This window comes from Ravibacter arvi (genome assembly GCF_039540405.1).
Taxonomy (GTDB): domain Bacteria; phylum Bacteroidota; class Bacteroidia; order Cytophagales; family Spirosomataceae; genus Ravibacter; species Ravibacter arvi.
The window spans coordinates 1-17704 of record NZ_BAABEY010000026.1 but is presented as its reverse complement, the minus strand read 5'-3'; the positions used below and the strand labels follow the sequence as shown (position 1 = coordinate 17704).

The 17704-nt window shown below is 50.6% G+C and carries 15 protein-coding genes; 6 read left to right on the top strand and 9 right to left on the bottom strand.

The features are described from left to right. Positions 1 to 612 precede the first annotated feature (612 nt). The 5 genes from ABD852_RS14665 to ABD852_RS14645 form a co-directional block, all read right to left on the bottom strand. Entirely contained in the window at positions 613 to 1374 is a 762-nt protein-coding gene (locus ABD852_RS14665; protein ID WP_345030182.1) for a DUF4595 domain-containing protein, read from the bottom strand. 95 nt (positions 1375 to 1469) lie between these two features. After that, positions 1470 to 3569 (bottom strand): sensor histidine kinase, encoded by a 2100-nt coding sequence (locus tag ABD852_RS14660; RefSeq protein WP_345030180.1) that lies wholly within the window; start codon positions 3567 to 3569, stop codon positions 1470 to 1472. Between the two features lies 1 nt (position 3570). Then, positions 3571 to 4290 (bottom strand): LytR/AlgR family response regulator transcription factor, encoded by a 720-nt coding sequence (locus ABD852_RS14655; protein ID WP_345030178.1) that lies wholly within the window; start codon positions 4288 to 4290, stop codon positions 3571 to 3573. A 149-nt stretch (positions 4291 to 4439) separates the two neighbouring features. Continuing rightward, complete coding sequence (locus tag ABD852_RS14650; protein ID WP_345030176.1) at positions 4440 to 5435, bottom strand: Kelch repeat-containing protein; 996 nt, start codon at positions 5433 to 5435, stop codon at positions 4440 to 4442. A 53-nt stretch (positions 5436 to 5488) separates the two neighbouring features. Then, positions 5489 to 6778, bottom strand: coding sequence for a Gfo/Idh/MocA family protein (locus ABD852_RS14645; protein WP_345030174.1), 1290 nt, complete (start codon positions 6776 to 6778; stop codon positions 5489 to 5491). Positions 6779 to 6978: 200 nt separating this feature from the next. On the opposite strand from ABD852_RS14645, the gene ABD852_RS14640 reads away from it, so the two are divergent. Further along, a complete protein-coding gene (locus ABD852_RS14640; RefSeq protein WP_345030172.1) occupies positions 6979 to 7488 on the top strand; it encodes a GtrA family protein in 510 nt (169 codons plus the stop codon). Positions 7489 to 7736: 248 nt separating this feature from the next. After that, positions 7737 to 8342: a lipocalin family protein gene (locus ABD852_RS14635; protein WP_345030170.1), complete on the top strand. Its 606-nt coding sequence runs from the start codon at positions 7737 to 7739 to the stop codon at positions 8340 to 8342. A 63-nt stretch (positions 8343 to 8405) separates the two neighbouring features. On the opposite strand, the gene ABD852_RS14630 is transcribed toward ABD852_RS14635, so the two are convergent. The 3 genes from ABD852_RS14630 to ABD852_RS14620 all read right to left on the bottom strand — a co-directional run bounded on the left by ABD852_RS14630 (position 8406) and on the right by ABD852_RS14620 (position 11777). Next, positions 8406 to 9662 carry an aspartate aminotransferase family protein gene (locus tag ABD852_RS14630; protein WP_345030168.1) on the bottom strand — a complete coding sequence of 419 codons (1257 nt, stop codon included), beginning with the start codon at positions 9660 to 9662 and terminating at the stop codon, positions 8406 to 8408. Then, on the bottom strand, positions 9659 to 10861 hold the full coding sequence (locus ABD852_RS14625) for a hypothetical protein (RefSeq protein WP_345030166.1): 1203 nt from the start codon (positions 10859 to 10861) through the stop codon (positions 9659 to 9661). Before ABD852_RS14625 ends, ABD852_RS14630 begins: the two co-directional genes overlap by 4 nt. 73 nt (positions 10862 to 10934) lie before the next feature. Next, the gene (locus ABD852_RS14620; RefSeq protein WP_345030164.1) at positions 10935 to 11777 is read right to left on the bottom strand and encodes a type 1 glutamine amidotransferase; all 843 of its coding nucleotides are present in this window, start codon (positions 11775 to 11777) and stop codon (positions 10935 to 10937) included. Between the two features lie 206 nt (positions 11778 to 11983). Between ABD852_RS14620 and ABD852_RS14615 the strand changes: the two genes are divergently transcribed. After that, positions 11984 to 12370, top strand: a complete 387-nt coding sequence (locus ABD852_RS14615) for a RidA family protein (protein ID WP_345030162.1) — start codon at positions 11984 to 11986, stop codon at positions 12368 to 12370. A 68-nt stretch (positions 12371 to 12438) separates the two neighbouring features. On the opposite strand, the gene ABD852_RS14610 is transcribed toward ABD852_RS14615, so the two are convergent. After that, positions 12439 to 13662 (bottom strand): MFS transporter, encoded by a 1224-nt coding sequence (locus ABD852_RS14610; protein ID WP_345030160.1) that lies wholly within the window; start codon positions 13660 to 13662, stop codon positions 12439 to 12441. Between the two features lie 242 nt (positions 13663 to 13904). Here ABD852_RS14610 and ABD852_RS14605 point away from each other — a divergent pair, with 242 nt between their 5' ends. The 3 genes from ABD852_RS14605 (at position 13905) to ABD852_RS14595 (ending at position 17391) form a co-directional block, all read left to right on the top strand. Further along, positions 13905 to 15050: a Gfo/Idh/MocA family protein gene (locus tag ABD852_RS14605; protein WP_345030158.1), complete on the top strand. Its 1146-nt coding sequence runs from the start codon at positions 13905 to 13907 to the stop codon at positions 15048 to 15050. 89 nt (positions 15051 to 15139) lie between these two features. Further along, positions 15140 to 16285 (top strand): Gfo/Idh/MocA family protein, encoded by a 1146-nt coding sequence (locus ABD852_RS14600; protein WP_345030157.1) that lies wholly within the window; start codon positions 15140 to 15142, stop codon positions 16283 to 16285. Positions 16286 to 16338: 53 nt separating this feature from the next. Next, entirely contained in the window at positions 16339 to 17391 is a 1053-nt protein-coding gene (locus ABD852_RS14595) for a sugar phosphate isomerase/epimerase family protein (protein ID WP_345030156.1), read from the top strand. Positions 17392 to 17704: the final 313 nt, after the last annotated feature.

Below are 17704 nucleotides of genomic sequence, written 5' to 3'. Positions count from 1 at the left end.
CATTGACAACAACAAGTTTGGCGCCGCGCCAACCGGAGGGTCATCCCGACCGCAGTGGAGGGATCTCCCGGTCCCTGTACCCAATCCCTTTCAGAGGGCTTTTTTATACCAACAGGAGATCCTTCGACTCCGCTGCGCTCCGCTTCAGGATGACCGTCCGGATGGTAGCCTCCGGCCTACCATTGACTTCCATTGACAACATCTATTTGTCATCTCCGCTACAAGGTGTTTTCGCAAAAAACTTCTTTCTCAGGATGACCCTCCGGGCGGTAGCCTCCGGCTACTATTGACTACCATTGACAACATCTATTTGTCATTTCTATTCCAAGGTGTTTTGGCAAAAAAATTCTTTCTCAGCATGACCATCCGGCCGGAACCGTCAGGCTACTATTATCCGGCATGGGTATAAAAAAACGGTTACACCTTTTCCGCAGCTACCTGTAAAGAACTGGAAAAACATCAACCGTAAACTCCATGAATTCTCAATCCTGAGCGGATAAAATCCCAAAAGCGAGCGTTACACGAAAACATCAATAGGTCCGACCAAGCGGGCCGGACCAGTGCCAAATAACTGATTGTTAACAACTTATACCTCTTTCCGGAGCGCCCGGCTCAGGGGCATACGTAAGTGTAAATATTGGTTTGCTCTGTTTTCTTGTTCGCCTGATCCACGTAAACCTGGCTCACAGACTCAGCATATCCGGTCTTGTTCAGTTTGTAAACGAACGAATAAGACTCTTTTTTACCATCCGGATAGGTTCTTTTGATACTGCTGAGAAGGTTTTTCGACAGGTGTCCTAATATTCCGGGCTGGTTGCCGTTGAAGATTACATCGGCTTTGTTGAGGTCTTCCGTGTAAGCGTAGTCCTCGGTATAAGTCAATTTTCCGTCCGTATACGATTTGCTACCTGTCCGGTTTCCATCCTTGTAAGTGTACACACTGCGCAGCGTTTGGGCGGGTTTTGTAAACTTAATGCTGTATTCGCTAAGGTACCCGTCTGCGTCGTACAGGTAAGTAATTGTATAACTATTGTCACCGGCGCCTACCGTTACATAACGCTTGATGTATCCCTTGTTGTTCAGTACAATATTAAACGTGTTCCCTACCCCGCCGTCTCTGAAGTTGCGCGTGATCACTGCGGTGGTATCCGATGTGTATTGATAGTTCTCTATCAGTCCCTGGCCGTCGCTTCGGAACACTTTGCTGATCCGGCCTTCATTGTCGTACTCGATGGCAATGGGAATGTCCCCGAGTTTTTGAGTGACCAGCCTGGCGCCCTCCTCGCAGGAAGCTTCGGGCTCCGGGTTTTTCTCCGGCTTGCACGCGAAGGACATCACAAGGAAAAAAGAAATAAAAAAAGCCGTCGTTTTCATGGTTAATGCGGTTTTGATGGAAATCAAAGCTACATTTCCACGAGATGAAGACTTTCGAATTATCGATAAAGGATATTGACAAATCGGTAAACGGACTAAACGACCGGAGAGCCAATTTCAGCTCTCGTGGTATCCGCATCGTCATTAACAAATCTGACAGTCAGTCCGGACTTGACCGAGAGCTCGTCTACAAGCTTGAGACCGAGCCCATTCAAACCCTGCGGGCTGCTTTGATCTTTCGCAACTTTGAGGTAATCATCCTGGCTGAATTGGGGGCCGCTGTTTTGAACCGTCAGAACAGCAAAGTTGTCTTTTCTAAAAGCGACCTGGATGTTGCTCCCATTGGGTGCCGCTTTGATCGCGTTTTGCAGCAAATTCCTCAAAATGATCTCCAGGTAATAGGGATCTGACAACAACAGCGCCCCCTCCGGGATGGAAACTTCGGGCGTAAGATTTTTCGCATCCAGGTTCAATCTCAGCAAATCGATACAATGAAGTACCACCGGAGCCACTTCCACCGGTTGAATAACCGCCTGAAATTCGTTCATCTGGGTTTTGGACCAAAGGAGCAGGTCCTCCATCGTTTCCAGGAGAGAACCCGTAGCCGTCTGGATTCTCCGGCTGAGCTCGCTTCGCTGCTGGTCCGACAGCAAATCAGGATTCATCTGGTGGAGTTTCAAAAACTGGTATACCTGACTGATCGGCGATCGCAGGTCATGGCTGATGATACCGAACAACTTGGCTTTGGTACGATTGGCCTCTTCCAAAGCCGTGATTGCCTCCTCCAACTGACGGTTTTTCTTATCCAGGATGAGGGCGTTCCGCTTATTGTTCCGGTAAATGACCGCCAGCAAACCCAAGGACAGCGCCATTAACGCAAGCCCGCCAATCAGCCACAAACGTTGCTTCCGCGCATCTTCGATCTGCAAATTCTTCAAATCAATTTGCTGCTGCTTTTCCCTGTTTTGAAACTGTGCTTCCGCCTCGGCGATGCTCCGCTCCGACGCCTGTACATAGAGCGAATCTCTCAGGGGCGCATATTTCTCGTAGTACAGAAAGGCCTTCCGGTGCTCGCCGATGGCCGCGTATGCCCGCGAAATAATCTGCAGAAGTGCTACGTGTACCTTGGGGTCGGTTTCTGCTGCGCCCTGCTCAATGGCAAGCAGTTGTTCCAAAGCCTTTGCATACTCCTTTTTCTCAAAATAGACCTTGCCGTTCATGTAGTTGATCTGGACCCGGGCGAACTCGTCGGCCCACTTTTCACCCAGGGTATTCGCCCGGTCTGCGTACAGGAATGCACTGTCGGGTTTCGAATGCCTCAGGTAATAGTCGGAAAAAGCCAGGTCGCTGTAGATACGGTCCCTGAACAGCGTGCCGGTCACCTCAGGTGAGCTCAGCATGGCCGTCAGGGAATCATAATAAATCCTGGCCTGGTCGGGTCTCTCATTCAGCAGAAGCCCGTCGGCCATTTGCTTGTAGTAGTGCGAAAGAAAAAAAATGGTACCGACGATGTATTTTTTCGCTTCTCTCGTATAATAAAGTCCTTTTTCAACCTGGTCGTTGCCTAGGTACATGCCACCCAGGTTCATCAGGTTTACGACTACGACTTCACGATCTTTTTCAACACCCGAATCAACCAGCTTTTTAAGAATCGCAATGGATTTAAGTGCATAGTCGGCCTGCTTGGTGTATTCACCTCTGATATTGTAATAGGTGGAGATATTTCCGTAAAGGCCTGCTTTCTCGGCCTCGTTCCGGGTGGTATCGATAATCCCGAGCAGCTCTTTGACAGCGGCTTCACTTTGCCTGTTGTAGCCGGGCGTATTGCTGTAGATGTAAAGAAGACGATCCAAGGCATTCCGGACACGTTTGGGGCTGTTCGCTTTCCTGCCGAACGCAATTGAATACTCGTAAGTTTTGATACAGGAGTCGGCATCAATGTCCCCTTCGTAAGCGGCTGCCAGGTAGAAATAAAAAAGAGACCGGTTGTAATCGTCGGTCTCAGGTTTTGAAAGCACATAATTCGATATGGATCTGACAGATGCGATATCCGGAATTTTAAAAAGAGAATCACAGCTTCTGGCCAATGCCTTCAATTTTTCCTTTTCTGTTTTATAGGCCGAGACGTCGGGAATAGCCTGGCCATTTGCGAGGGTGGTAAACAGGAAAAGCAGGGGGAGCAGAATTCGGTTCATTTTACAGCTTGATCCTTGAAATAGCTGATCGGTAGGTTTTTCCAATGGGCAATCTGCCGGTGCTGCACACGACCTCCGAGCCTCTTAACTCCCGTATATGACCCAGCGCAACAGCATAGCTCCTGTGAATTCTCAGGAAGCGGCCGGCGGGCAGCTGCTCCAGAAAATAAGACAACGAGGAAAGGGTCAGGTAGGGTTTTCCGGTGGTCACCACCTTCGTATAGTCCTGCATTGCCTCGAGATAAATAATTTCTCTTTGGGAAAGTCTGATCTGATGATGGCCCTCTTTAATGGTCAGGGAGTCGCTCTCGACCATCAACTGATACGCATCCGATTTCCGTTTCAGTTCCCGGTATTCGTCAATTTTCGTAATGGTCTGCGCAAATCTTTCCGCTGTAAGTGGCTTCAGGATGTAATCAAGCGCGGAAAGCTCAAAACCTTCCACCGCATATTCCGCAAACGAGGTAACAAAAATTGCAACGGGGACTTCACTTCTTATTTTCCGGAGCAGCTCAATCCCGTTCAGAACCGGCATCTCTATATCCATGAAAACTACGTCGGGCCGGATGGAACGAATCGCTTCATACCCTTCGAGCGCGTTCATAAAAGACCCGCAATTCTCCAGAAGAGGATACCCCTTTACTAACTCTGCAATCACTAAAAGATCCAACGGATTATCATCAATAACCAGTATTCGGGTCTTCTCTCCGGACAATGCCATACGCACCTCGTAAAACAAAAAATAAAAAGTAGAATACTACGGCAATAACCGCCGTAAGTGCAGCCAAGATAAGAAGAATTAGATTTAACGCAAAGCGGTTATGCCCGCCCGTGCAAGCCCGTATTTCGCGGTTCGGGGAGAAAAAACGGTTACTCGCCGCGCCAGTCTTTTGGCAGACCCAGGCTCCAGACCTCGCTGTCCAGTTTATAGTTGGGTTCGGCTGCGCCGCCTGCCACCCAGATCCTGTCTTTAAATACAAAGGCGGCATGCTCGTGCCGTTTGCTCCATATCGTAGCGGATTTCAGTTGTTTCCAATGCTTTCCGTCACTGGTATACCAGACGTCGCCATAGTTGCCGTCCTTTTCTGACCAGCCGCCCAGCACCCACAAATGATCGCGGTACACCACTGCTGAAAACCAGAGTCTTGGCGCCCATTCCGCAGATTCGGTCACAAGCTCCCAGTTTTTCCCGTCCGAGGAGCTCCATACGTCGTTGCGCGGAGAGGCTTTGGGAGCCCTGCTACCGCCTCCGAGCATCCAGATTTTCCCTTTGAACACCACTGCCTGTCCGTGGGCGCGCTTTGCCCAGGCCGCGGCACCGGTTTCCAACCGCCACTTTTTCCCATCCGACGATGACCATACGTCATTCATCATGGTGGTGTCGTTGTTGTTGTAAAAATCGCTGGTGCCGCCCATTAACCACATGCGGTTTTTGAAGACCACAAACCCGGGAGAAAGCCGAGCGCTCCACGGCGGAGAAGCATTCTCCAGTTCCCAGTTTTGGCCGTCACCTGAAGACCAAACCTGGTTGCTGCATTCCGTTCCGGGAAGCCTGCGCCCCCCCATCATCCACATTTTGCGCCTGAACACCAATGAAGCCGGCAGGTCGCTGTGCTGCCACGGCGCTTCCGCCGCTACCTGTTTCCAGGTTTTGCCGTCTGCCGACCGCCATACGTCACGCGGGTTCGGCAGTTTCGGAGTAAACCAGCCGCCCATTATCCAGAGCTGGTCTTTAAAAACGAATTCTCCCTGGGAGTCCCGGGGCTGCCATGCTGCGGCGGCGGTTTCCCGTTGCCAATCCGCACTTTGCGCAAAGGCAAAATGCGAACCGGTCAACCAAATGAGGAGTAAACTTAGTTTTTTCATGAAGGGGCCGGGAATTGGTTTCAATGGGCCGGGACTGAATTCGCCGGAATCAGCTAAACTTTGTCTATGCCAGGAACGGCTACGTGGTATTCACCTTTCTCATCGGGCACTGATAAAGGCGCGGCATCCCAGGCGAGTTTGGGCGGTACGATACTCACCTCCGAGGCAAGTGCCGAATCCCACGTAATCAATTGTCCTGAATGCGCTGCCATCCGCCCCATGATGCACGCCATGGTGCTGTTTGCTCCCCACACAGTGTCGTTGATATACCTTTTTCCATTAATCGCTGCAAAAAGCTCATCGTGTTCCAGCTGATAGGGATTTTCCTGTTTCCCGCTATATTTCCAGATCAGGTTTCCCTTGTAATCCTTGAAGCCGTCTTTCAGATCTCCTTTTCCTTTGGATCCGTAAAAGAAGTTGCCGCCCCTGTTCCAGCAGCCGTTGATATGCCTGATCTGACTGTTCAGTTTAAAGCCGTCGGCATATTCATACTCATTAAAAAAGTGATCGTAAATATCGCCGTTGTTGGGGCCCTTAAAGGCCGCGCGCCCACCGTTTCCGACTACTTTCACAGGGGGACCGCCTTTTACCCAGTTCACCACATCGTCGTTATGAATCTGAAGCCCGGCCGGGCTTCCCGCCCAGAGCCAGTTGAAATATCGCCAGTTGCGGAGCTGGTATTCCATTTCGGTCCAGCCTTCCTGACGCGGGATCATGTTCACATTCCCCACATTGTAATAACAGGAAGCGCTCACCAGGTCGCCGATCATGCCGTCGTGAATCCGCTTCACCATTTCCTGGTAAGCGGGATCGTACCGGTTCTGCAAACCCACCACCACGTTCAGACCTTTTTTAGTGGCGAGCTCCCCCGTAGCCAGGATCTGGCGGATCCCCGGGGCATCAGAAGCGAGCGGTTTCTCCATGAAAACATGCTTCCCCGACTCTATCGCCAAACGGAAATGCTCGGGCCTGAAAGGCGCCGGCGATGCCAGCAAAACGACATCCGCCAGTTCGGTTGCCTTCTGGTAGGCGTCAAACCCGACGAATTTATGTTTTTCGGGAACATCAATCTGGTCCTGGATTCCCGGAACCTTGGTGAGTGATGCGTATGTAGAATCCAACTGGTCTTTAAAAACATCGGCAAGGGCCACCAGCTTTACGCCTTTTGACGCTTTCAGAGCCTGGGCAGCGGCGCCGGCCCCACGTTTTCCCGCACCAATCAGGGCGATCCTGAGTGTCTTTTCTTTATGGGTCCGAATAGCCGGAAAGCCTGATACGAGCGCTCCACCGGCAATTAGAGATGAGCTTTTGATAAACTCCCGACGTGAGGTTGAATTTTCCATGCAAAAAGTAAAAAAGGCGTTAAGGCAAATATGATGATAATAATATCACTTTTTCAGGATCTGATACTCAACGTCCTGCGAGCTCGGAACTAGTGACCGCGCCATTGCCGCTTAATAAAAGAAAACGTTTGCCCGTTACGATTCTACTGTAATATTGTCTAATATTGCGACACACTTGAGAGAAAACACCCTTGTATGCTGTGAGCAATACTAGCCAAAAAAACACTATAGTTAATAAAAAAGACCTTTTAGCATACTTTTTTGTTGCCGGTACCGGGGCACTTGTCCAGTTGCTCACCAGCAGCCTGACCCAGGATTGGTTCGGTCTTACCTTTGATCAGTCCATCAACATTGCCTACCCGGTGTCGCTCATCGTCGGTTTCATATTAACCAAGTTATTTGCATTTAACGTCCGAAACACCAACCAGACACGTCGTGAAATGATAAAGTTTGTGATGGTGGCCATGTTCTCCTGGGGCGTTACCTGGTTTTTTGCGGTCGGGTCATTACATGTAGCCACCAATTGGCTTCATATCCCGGTTTACAGGCTCCAGCTTTCTTCCGCCAAAAAGACGATCAATGTCAATGAAATGGTTTGCTACATCATTGGCCAGGGCTTCAGCTTCATGAGCAACTACATCCTTCACAAAACTTTCACCTTTAAAAGCACCGGGTTTTACGATCGTTTAAAAGCGCTGATTACAGATTAGCGTATGTTTCGGCAATCCTGTCTGCGAAACATCTCCCTAAGCAGCCGAAAGCTACTTATCAGGCTAATATTTCAATAAACAAAGCGATAAGGACGTTATCTAATTAACCGGCCGGGCCATGCAGGCCGGGCCGTATTAGTCGGGCTGCGTTGACCACTCGCTCAGGATGGCTTCGACAACAACAACGACCAACCACACGCTGTACAGCCTGCAATTGAATTCTGAAGACCGATAACTATATTATCATTATGAAAGTTAAAACACTATTTGCAGGAATTCTCGCCGGGGCCGGCCTTGCCTGCTATTTATACAACCGTTCAAGGGCTCACAAAGCACCTCTCGACCCGGTTCACCCGTTCGATCCCGAAAAGTTCATGGGAAAATGGTACGAGTGGGCCAGATTAGACAACTGCTTCGAAAGAAATCTGAACAATACCAGCGCACATTATGCCCTTAACCCCAACGGTACGATCAGGGTGGTGAACAAAGGCTATAACCAGGTAACGCACGAGCACAGAAAAGCAACCGGTACGGCGAAGTTTACCGGTCCGAAAGACATCGGGGCGCTCGAGGTATCTTTCTTCGGGCCATTTTATTCCGACCTTACGGTACTGGCCGTCGACAAGCAATACAAACACGCGCTGTTGGCCGGCCGCAACCTGGATTACCTGTGGATCCTATCCAGGGACACTTCCTTCCCCGACAAATTACTGGACCATTTCCTGGAAATTGCGGTAGAAGCAGGTTATGACGTTGATAAATTGATAAGAATCGATCACGACCACGTCGTAGATCCGGGCGGTTCCTCTGTTGTTTCGAAAGCCATTCAACAGATTTTCGCCCCCCGCGGCTAATTTTTGACTGGACGGAAAGGAGCGCTCCTTTCCGTCCAGTCAAAATGAGAATAGTCTTCTGTGCTACTTATCCTTTACTTTCAACTCAATTTCATCGAGCACTCCTATTATTTTCCGGCATACTTCCGAAATCTGCTCTTCGGTGATAATCAGCGGCGGCGCAATGCGCATGGAATGATCACAAAACAAAAACCAGTCCGTGACGATCCCGACCTCGATGAGGCGGTCAATAATCTGCTTGAGAAGGGGGAATGAATCGAACTCAACGGCCAGCATCAATCCCTTTCCCCGGACCTCCTTTACCAACGGATGCGCCCCTAAATAATCTTTAATCAATTGTCCCTTTCGACCGGCAGCCTCGTGGAGCCGCTCCGATTGAATCACGTCGAAAGCGGCCAAAGCCGCAGCGCAGCTGACCGGGTGCCCCCCAAACGTGGTGATATGCCCCAGGATCGGGTTCTCCATCAATACCGACATCACCGTTTCCGAAGCCATAAAGGCGCCGATGGGCATACCGCCCCCCATTCCTTTGGCGCTCAGCAAAATATCCGGGTAGATTCCGAAATCTTCAAATGCCCAGAACGTACCGCTTCGTCCGAAACCGGTCTGTACCTCGTCCAAAATCAATAGTGTTCCAGTTTCGGTACACCGTTTCCGCACTGCACGCATATAGTCTATATCCGGGACCCGAACGCCTGATTCGCCCCCGATGGGCTCGATCACCAGGCCGGCTGTCCGATGGTCAATTTGTTCGAGATCCTCCACCACCCCATAGCGTATACGCGTCATCCCCGGCAGTAACGGCCGGAAATTCTCCTGGAAAAAGGCCTGTCCTGCCAGGCTCAACGCCCCTTGTGAAGCGCCATGATACGCGTCTTTACACGCTACGAAGCCAAACCTGCCTGTAAACCGCTTCGCCAGTTTCATGGCGCCTTCAACAGCTTCTGTACCGGAATTCGTAAAGTACACACGGTTAATTGGGCCATACGGAGCAGTTTCGGCCAATGGCGAGTCCAGGCTGCCGACCAGGGCCGCTGCCAGCAATACCTGGGGGGCCTGGACGTATTCACCATACACCATCAGGTGAAGGTACCGGTCTACCTGCTCCTTAATGGCTGCTACCACTGCCGGATGCCGGTGCCCGACATTGCTCACGCCGATACCGGAAATGAGGTCGTAGTATTTTTTACCGTTTACATCGTGCATGTAAACGCCTTCGGCGCTATCAATTTCGAGCGCGAGCGGGAAACGCGAAGTCTGTGCAACATGGCTCAGAAACAACTGCCTGTGTGTAATATTGCGCATAAAGGTGGTACTCATATTTCAAAGAAGACGGCACTTCCGCCTACCCATGTAAAATCCTTGTTAAAGCGTACCCCGATCATTTCCCCCCTGCTTAACCGGCTCAGCGCGGTCAGTAAAGTCGGGGCCGGCGCGTCGTCAGGCCACACATACAGCATGCGGATTTCCGCCTTTACCTTGCTTCCGTCCTCAGTCGTTACAACGGGTTCGTAAACCACCTTTCGCTGAAGAATATAATTCTCAGGATCGGGAATGGCCAGAAGTTTTTCGGGCGTAACGTGCAGATCTACACCGGTTCCTGCGAACGAAAACAGCGGTTTGAGCACATAATTGTCCAGGTCTGCCGGAAACTGGCCCATATAGTGACTCAGGAAGCCTGCTTTGGGAAAATAGGGGCCGGAAAGCAGCGGCAGCATGAACTTGCTGATACGGAAAAACCAGTTCGGGTGCCCCACCCAGGTCACGTCTACGTCGTCGGTCAGCCGAAAATCGGTTTCCAGACCGGGGAAATTGTTGAGGTCATCGAAAATCAGCCGGTTGTAAATCCGGCGAATCCGTATTCTCCGTCCGCCGTTTTCATAGAAGAGCGCGCGGCCTTCCCTGATCACTTTGGTAATGCACACCGTTTTTACTCCCCAGTACTTTTCGGTGATGGCAAAGTCAATGCGGGTTTTCTGCTTTTCAGGGAATATTTCAAGCAGCACTACTTCTTCCGGGTCGTCGTCGCCGAGGAGCACTTCGCCGAACCGGCGAATGAAAGCTGCCTCTTCGTTTTCCTGGCCCGTGAACGTAAAAGCCACCCTGTCGGGCAAATCATACCGTTGCCTGTAAAGCCCCGAAAGGTACATCTGGTAACCGAATACGGAAGGAAAACCCTGCAACTCGATCAACTGGGGCTCAAGCTCTCCGGAAGCACTCCTGCAAACAGCAAAGTCAATCGCCAGAAACGAAGTGTGGCGGTTTTCGTTGGGTACGCGCTGGGCTGCCGGAATGGCCCGCTCGGTCGCTTCCCGGAAATCGGGAGCAGCTACTTTAGAGACGATGGCGTCACATGCGGTCTGCAGCTTTTCCCGGAAGGCGCGGTCAATGAAGACGGGGCTTTCCGCAACCCTGAAGTCCAATTCTCCGGGAAAGTCGCGCTCAATGGTTGACAAAAACGACGCATATTTTTCTCGGGAGAAGGCCGCATTGAAGGCCCTGCGGAAGTCAGGATGCATAGTAAACGGATGTTTGTAATTGCCGGGGAGATATTCATGTAAACCTGATCTCCGCTACAAAACCTAAATAACGCTAAACTTCCATCAATTGCGGCAGTACACCCGCCGCTTTTTTGACCGAAAGCAAAAAGTTTGGCAGAATGACGGATTCCGTACGCGCTATTTTTTCCGGGTCCCCGAGGTTTTCCATCATGCTGTGATATTTTTCAATGCCGTAGGCTTTAACGATTTTTTCTTTCCGTTCCGCATTCAGAAAATGACGCCGCATTCCATCCGCGTCGGCTTCGGGGTGGAATTGTGTACCGATAATCTCCCTGGTAAACCGCAGGGCCATTATGGCGCGTTCCAGGTCCACATGCGGTCGGATTTTTTCGAGGCAAAGAATAGCTGCACCCATTTTTTCCATCGCAACCCGATTGGGCTGGGTTACCTGGAAATCGCGTGAATCGACCACCCAGAAAGGATCCGGAAGCCCGTCAAACAAAGGTTCGTTTTGCGCCATCCTGGTTTTATGAACCGGGAAAGTGCCGAATGAGGTGGAGCGGCGGTTCCCTACCAGGCCCATTTTCCAGTGAATGCAGGCGAGCTGAAACGAATGACAGATCAGGAACAGCGGTTTTTTTACTTTATTCTGCCTGTTGCCGTTAAAACGTACCAGCTGGTCGAGAAAATTAAAAAATTTGCGTTCCCAGGGCTCACCCACCGGGTGCGGGCTTCCTGGGCCGCCGGAAGAAATATAACCATCAAAGGCAAGATCAGGGAGCTCTGTCTTTTGCCTTACATCAAAAACCGTATAAGTAACCGGAAGCTCCTGGGCGAGATCAAAAGCTTCGATCGCCTTCCTGATACAACGCATCCCCTCGTTCTGAACGCCGTTGTTCATATCCAGAATGGCTATTTTAAGTACACTTCCCATAACACTTCCTTCTAACCTGACGCAGGTTGCTTTGTTGATGAATGTACAAATTTAAGAAATTACCAACAAACTATGATCAAATAATGAACCCCTTGAGGCCGGAACGCCTTCCTTCCGGCGTCAGCTTTTTTGCGAACGGAGATTCAGTACCTGGCGAACAAATGCGTACTTTTACCCGCTTTTTATTCACCTTAATACATCATTTCATGCGTAACGAACGTCAGCTTATCAGCTCCGGCTCCCCCTTTGAACAAGAAATAGGATATTCACGTGCCGTAGTGGACGGCGACTGGGTGTTTGTATCCGGTACTACCGGGTATGACTACAGCACCATGACCATCTCCGACGATATAGCCGAACAAACGGAACAGTGCCTTCTCAACATCAGTAAAGTTTTGGAAGAAGCCGGATCGGGACTCGCAGATATCGTACGCGTACTCTATATCGTAAAAGACGCCGCGGAGTTTAAGAACTGCTGGCCGGCACTCAAAAAATACCTCGGTGACGTAAGGCCTGCCGCAACGATGATCGCCGCCGGCCTCGCCGATGAGAAAATGAAGATAGAAATCCAGGTTACTGCGCGCAAGGCATAAACCGGGGTCTCTGTATTAAGAAAAAGGGGGTGTGCGCTGCACACCCCCTTTTTCTTAACCAATATATATCAGGCCAGCTTCGCAGCATTCCGGCCTTTTACCCAAAAATACAGGATGGTGAAAGCCACAATCAGTATAAGCGGGAAAGTAATCATAGTAGACAAAGTTGCCTGTCCGGCCGCCAGTTCGAGTTCGTCGCCGGTCAATCCTTTTGCAGCTGCTTCGGAACGTGCGGAATCGATCCAGCTACCGATGATCGGCTGGAACATAGAGCTGGAAAACATGCCGATACCCCCTACTACCGACATCCCGAGCGCACCTGATGCCGGCACTTTTTCTGCAACAAAACCGAGCATATTCGGCCAGAAATAGGCGATACCGCAAGCGTATACGAACGCGGCACCATAGGCCACACCGCCAGTTACCCGGCTCAAAAGAAACAACCCGATAGCAGTCAGAATTGCAGACCCCAGCAGTACGCCCGTCTGATCGAAACGCGCTACGACAGGTCCGGCAAAATAGCGGGCCACGGCCATGGTGCCTGTGGTAATCGCGAGAAGCAGCATGGGGTCAGCGCCGGATTTACTGAGAATCAGACCTACCCATTGTTGCGGTCCGAACTCGGAAATAGCGGTCAGCGCCATAAATACAAAGATGTAGAGGAACAACGGAGAAAGCATCGCTTTCAAGTTTTCCGATACCGAGGCAGCCTTCTCAACTTTAGGTTTCGGAAACTCCTGTCCCCAGAAGAGGAAAGCATAGATCAGCGTCGGAATCATAATCACCCAGATCTGTGCCTGCCATCCGGCTCCGCCTTCTGTCATAAATTTAGAAATAAGCGCTCCTATCACGATACCACCCGGGAACCACATGTGGAACTTATTCAACATTTCGCTCATTTTGACGCCTTCGTAAGAGTCGGCAATCATCGGGTTACAGGCTGCTTCGGTACAACCGTTACCCAGCCCGATAAGCAGGGTGGAAATGAGCAGAAGGGTATAGTTACCACCAGAGTAAATCGTCAGCAGGATACCCACTGCGTGAGCAAAAAGCGCAAACTGCATGATCTTCTTGCCGCCTACGGTATTGTAAATCAAACCGCCGACGATCATCGAAATGGGGAAACCCAAAAACCACATGGAGTTAATGGTACCCAGTTGTTCGGCGGAGAATCCGTACTCCGTCCCGAGTTGACTGAGGATACCGGCCCGTATACTGAAAGAAAGGGCGGTGGTAATGAGCGCAAAACAGCTTGCATTAAATAAGCGGGTCGCATTAATTGATTGAGCCATATGATTTTTTTTAGGTTTAAGTAATCATTCTAACGATCTGTATCACGCGGGGTTGAATGCGAGGAGGCACTTCCTTAGAAACAATATCTAAAAAAGAGACAGGCAGGATTTCTACTACTTTTTTTTGACGCCCGCCTTCTTTTTTTCAATTTGCATACCACAGAAGTAGTAAAAAGGGCTATTTTGCCGCTTTGCATAGAACCAGGTCAGATCATTACTAACGATTAAAAATAGCGTACCAAATGTCCCGAAAACTGAGAATGGGAATGGTTGGGGGGAGCCTCGAGGCTTTTATTGGTGGAGTCCACCGGATTGCAGCGGCCATCGACGGCCAGATTGAACTCACAGCCGGAGCGTTCAGCTCTAATCCCGAAAAATCAAAGGCGACCGGGAAGGCACTTTTCCTCCCCGATGACCGCGTATATGCCTCTTTCGAGGAAATGATTGCTACTGAAAAATCGCGGCCCGCTGAAGAAAGAATTGATTTCATAAGCATTGTCACTCCTAACCACCTGCACTACGCGCCGGCGAAAATGGCGCTTGAGAACGGGTTCCACGTCATCTGCGATAAGCCCATGACCATTAACCTCGAACAGGCCGAATCGCTTCAGAAGCTGGTAGAGGAGACCGGGCTCATTTTTGCGCTTACTCACAATTACACCGGATACCCGATGGTGAAGCAGGCAAAAGCGATGATCGCCAACGGGGAGATCGGGACCTTGCGGAAAATTATCGTGGAATACCCGCAGGGCTGGTTATCCTCTAAACTTGAGGGAACCGGGAACAAACAAGCCTCCTGGCGTACCAATCCCGATCAATCCGGGGCCGGTGGAGGCCTCGGGGATATCGGAACACATGCCGAAAACCTGGCCGAATATGTTACTGGAAGCAGAATCAAAGAACTCTGCGCCGACCTGAGCATTTTTGTTGACGGCCGGCCGCTGGATGACGACGGCAATATCCTGATCCGGTTCGACAATGGTGCAAAAGGAATCCTGCAATACAGCCAGGTAGCCAACGGAGAGGAAAACAGCCTTTCCATCAGGGTTTACGGAGAGACGGGCGGCCTGGAATGGCGCCAGATGGAACCCAACAGCCTGGTGCATAAAACCAACAGCGGATACCGGGTACTCCGGACCAACTGGGGGCAGCTTTATCCCGCCGCTACGGCCCATGCCCGGATTCCTGCGGGGCACCCGGAGGGATTCCTGGAGGCATTCGCAAATGTTTACCGCAACTTTGCTTTCGCGATCAGGGCGCACCAGGAAGGAAAGCCCCAGGACCCTTTATATGATTTCCCGACTGTCAAAGATGGAGTAAGAGGCCTCCGCTTTATAGACGCCGCTATCCAATCGGGAAAAACAGATACGAAATGGACAAAAATATAAAATGCCTATTCAGGCTTGGGTTAGTCCTGGAGAAAAAAAACACCGTAATAGAAATAAAGCAGTAAGATCATCCATTCAAATAGTCTGTTATGAACAAAATTAAGGTCGGTGTAGTAGGTACGGGATTTATCGGCCCCGCGCATATCGAGGCGCTAAGACGGCTACCCAACGTAGAAGTAGTTGCCCTCTGTGAGGTAACTGCAGAGCTGGCAAAAGAAAAAGCCGAGGCTCTGGGAATCCCCCGCCACTACACCTTTGACGAACTGATTGCCCAGGACGATATCCAGGCTGTCCATATTTGCACGCCTAACTTTCTGCATTACAGTCAGTCAAAAGCCGCCTTGTTAGCCGGTAAACACGTGATCTGCGAAAAGCCGCTGGCCAAAGACCTGAAAGAGGCAGAGGAGCTCGTGGAACTGGCCAGCCAAACCGGCCTCGTTAACGCCGTGCATTTCAACCTCCGCTACTATCCGCTTGTACGGCACATGAAGGCTGCAAGGGAAAATGGCGACCTGGGAGAAATTTACTCCGTCATCGGGTCGTACCTGCAGGATTGGCTTTTTTATCAAACGGACTACAACTGGCGGCTCGAGCCGGATAAATCCGGGGATTCCCGGGCGATTGCCGATATCGGCTCTCACCTGATGGACATCATCGAGTACATTACCGGCCTTAAAACTACCGCGGTACTTTCTGATTTCAACACCGTTCACAAAACGCGCAAGAAACCGCTGAAACCCGTCGAAACCTATTCGGGCAAAATGCTAACCCCCGAAGATTATGCAGACGTCCCCATTAACACCGAAGACCACGCCAACGTCCTGTTGCGTTTCGACAATGGTAACAAAGGCGTAATAACCGTTTCACAAGTATCGGCAGGGAGGAAAAACCGCATGGCGTTTGAGATTTCCGGCGCCAATAAGACATTCAGCTTTAATTCGGAGTCACCCAACGAGGTATGGGTCGGGTACAGGGATAAAGCCAACGAGGTACTCCTTCGCGATCCTTCACTGGTTGACCCGGGCGCCCGCTCGCTGATCACCTTCCCCGGTGGGCATAATGAAGGCTTCCCTGATACCTCCAAGCAGATGTTTAAGGAAGTGTATGCAGCGATTGAAGCCGGTAAACAGCCTGAAAACCCTACTTTCCCAACCTTTGCAGACGGTTACAGAGAACTGTTGATCTGTGAAAGGATACTGGAAAGCAACCGCAAGCAAGCCTGGGTTGAAATCTGACCTATAAACCCCTTTCCAAGTAATAATCCATTCTGTAACAACACATTTTTAGTATGAAAACCATCAAAGGACCGGCGATTTTCCTGGCACAATTCCTTGGAGACGAAGCTCCGTTCAACACCCTGGACGGTATCGCCCGTTATATGGCTGACCTGGGCTACAAAGGCCTTCAGCTCCCCACCTGGGATCCGCGTGTAATTGATATCAAGCAGGCGGCCGAATCCCAAACCTACGCCGATGAACTCAAAGGCAAGCTCAAAGACTATGGTCTGGAAATTACCGAGCTGGCTTCCCATATCATCGGTCAACTGGTGGCTTCGCACCCGGTTTATGACGATCTGTTTGATGGCTTTGCTGTCCCGGAAGTCAGGAAGAACCCGAAAGCGCGCCAGGAATGGGCCGTTAACCACCTGAAACTGGTAGCAAAAGCCAGCAAAAATCTTGGATTATCGACGAGCGCAACTTTTTCTGGCGCGCTTGCCTGGCCTTTTCTTTACCCATGGCCGCAGCGCCCCTCAGGTTTGGTAGAAACCGCATTTAAAGAGCTGGCAAACCGCTGGAAGCCCATCCTGGATGTGTATGACGAGAACGGCGTGGACGTCGCGTACGAATTACACCCCGGCGAAGACCTTTTCGACGGAACTTCTTTTGAACGTTTCGTAGACAACCTGGGCGGCCATACCAGAGCCAATATTAATTACGATCCGAGCCATTTCGTACTTCAGCAACTCGATTATCTCCAGTTCATTGACCTTTACCACGACCGGATCAAAGCTTTTCACGTAAAAGACGCTGAATTCAATCCTTCCGGTCGCCAGGGGGTATACTCCGGTTTTGCAGGCTGGGCTGATCGTGCCGGCCGCTTCCGCTCACTCGGCGACGGCCAGGTCGATTTCATTGGTATTTTCTCAAAGCTGTCACAATATGGTTACGGCAGCTGGGCGGTGCTGGAATGGGAGTGCTGCATCAAATCCCCGGAGCAGGGTGCTGCGGAGGGGGCGCCGTTCATTGCCAACCATATCATCGAAGTCACCCAGAAAGCATTTGATGATTTTGCCGGCACTGCGGCCGACGAAACATTCAATCGTAAAGTACTCGGGATCTGACGGATGACAGGTCCTTTTCTTGAACAGCTCGCCTTTCGTGAGCTGTTTTTTTTTATTAACCACAAAGAACACCTAGGACACAAAGCATAAGTCTCTGTGCTCTCCGTGCCCTCGGTGGTTAATAAAACCTACACGAGCTGTTCTTTTTGTAAACCACAAAGAGCACCGAGGACACAAAGCAGAAGCCTCTGTGCTCCCCGTGCCCTCGGTGGTTAATAAAACCTACGCGAGCTGTTTTTTTTATTAACCACAAAGGTATTATGTTTGAAAGGGGCTAATATAAAGAAGCATAAGCTGATATTCTTTTAGAGTA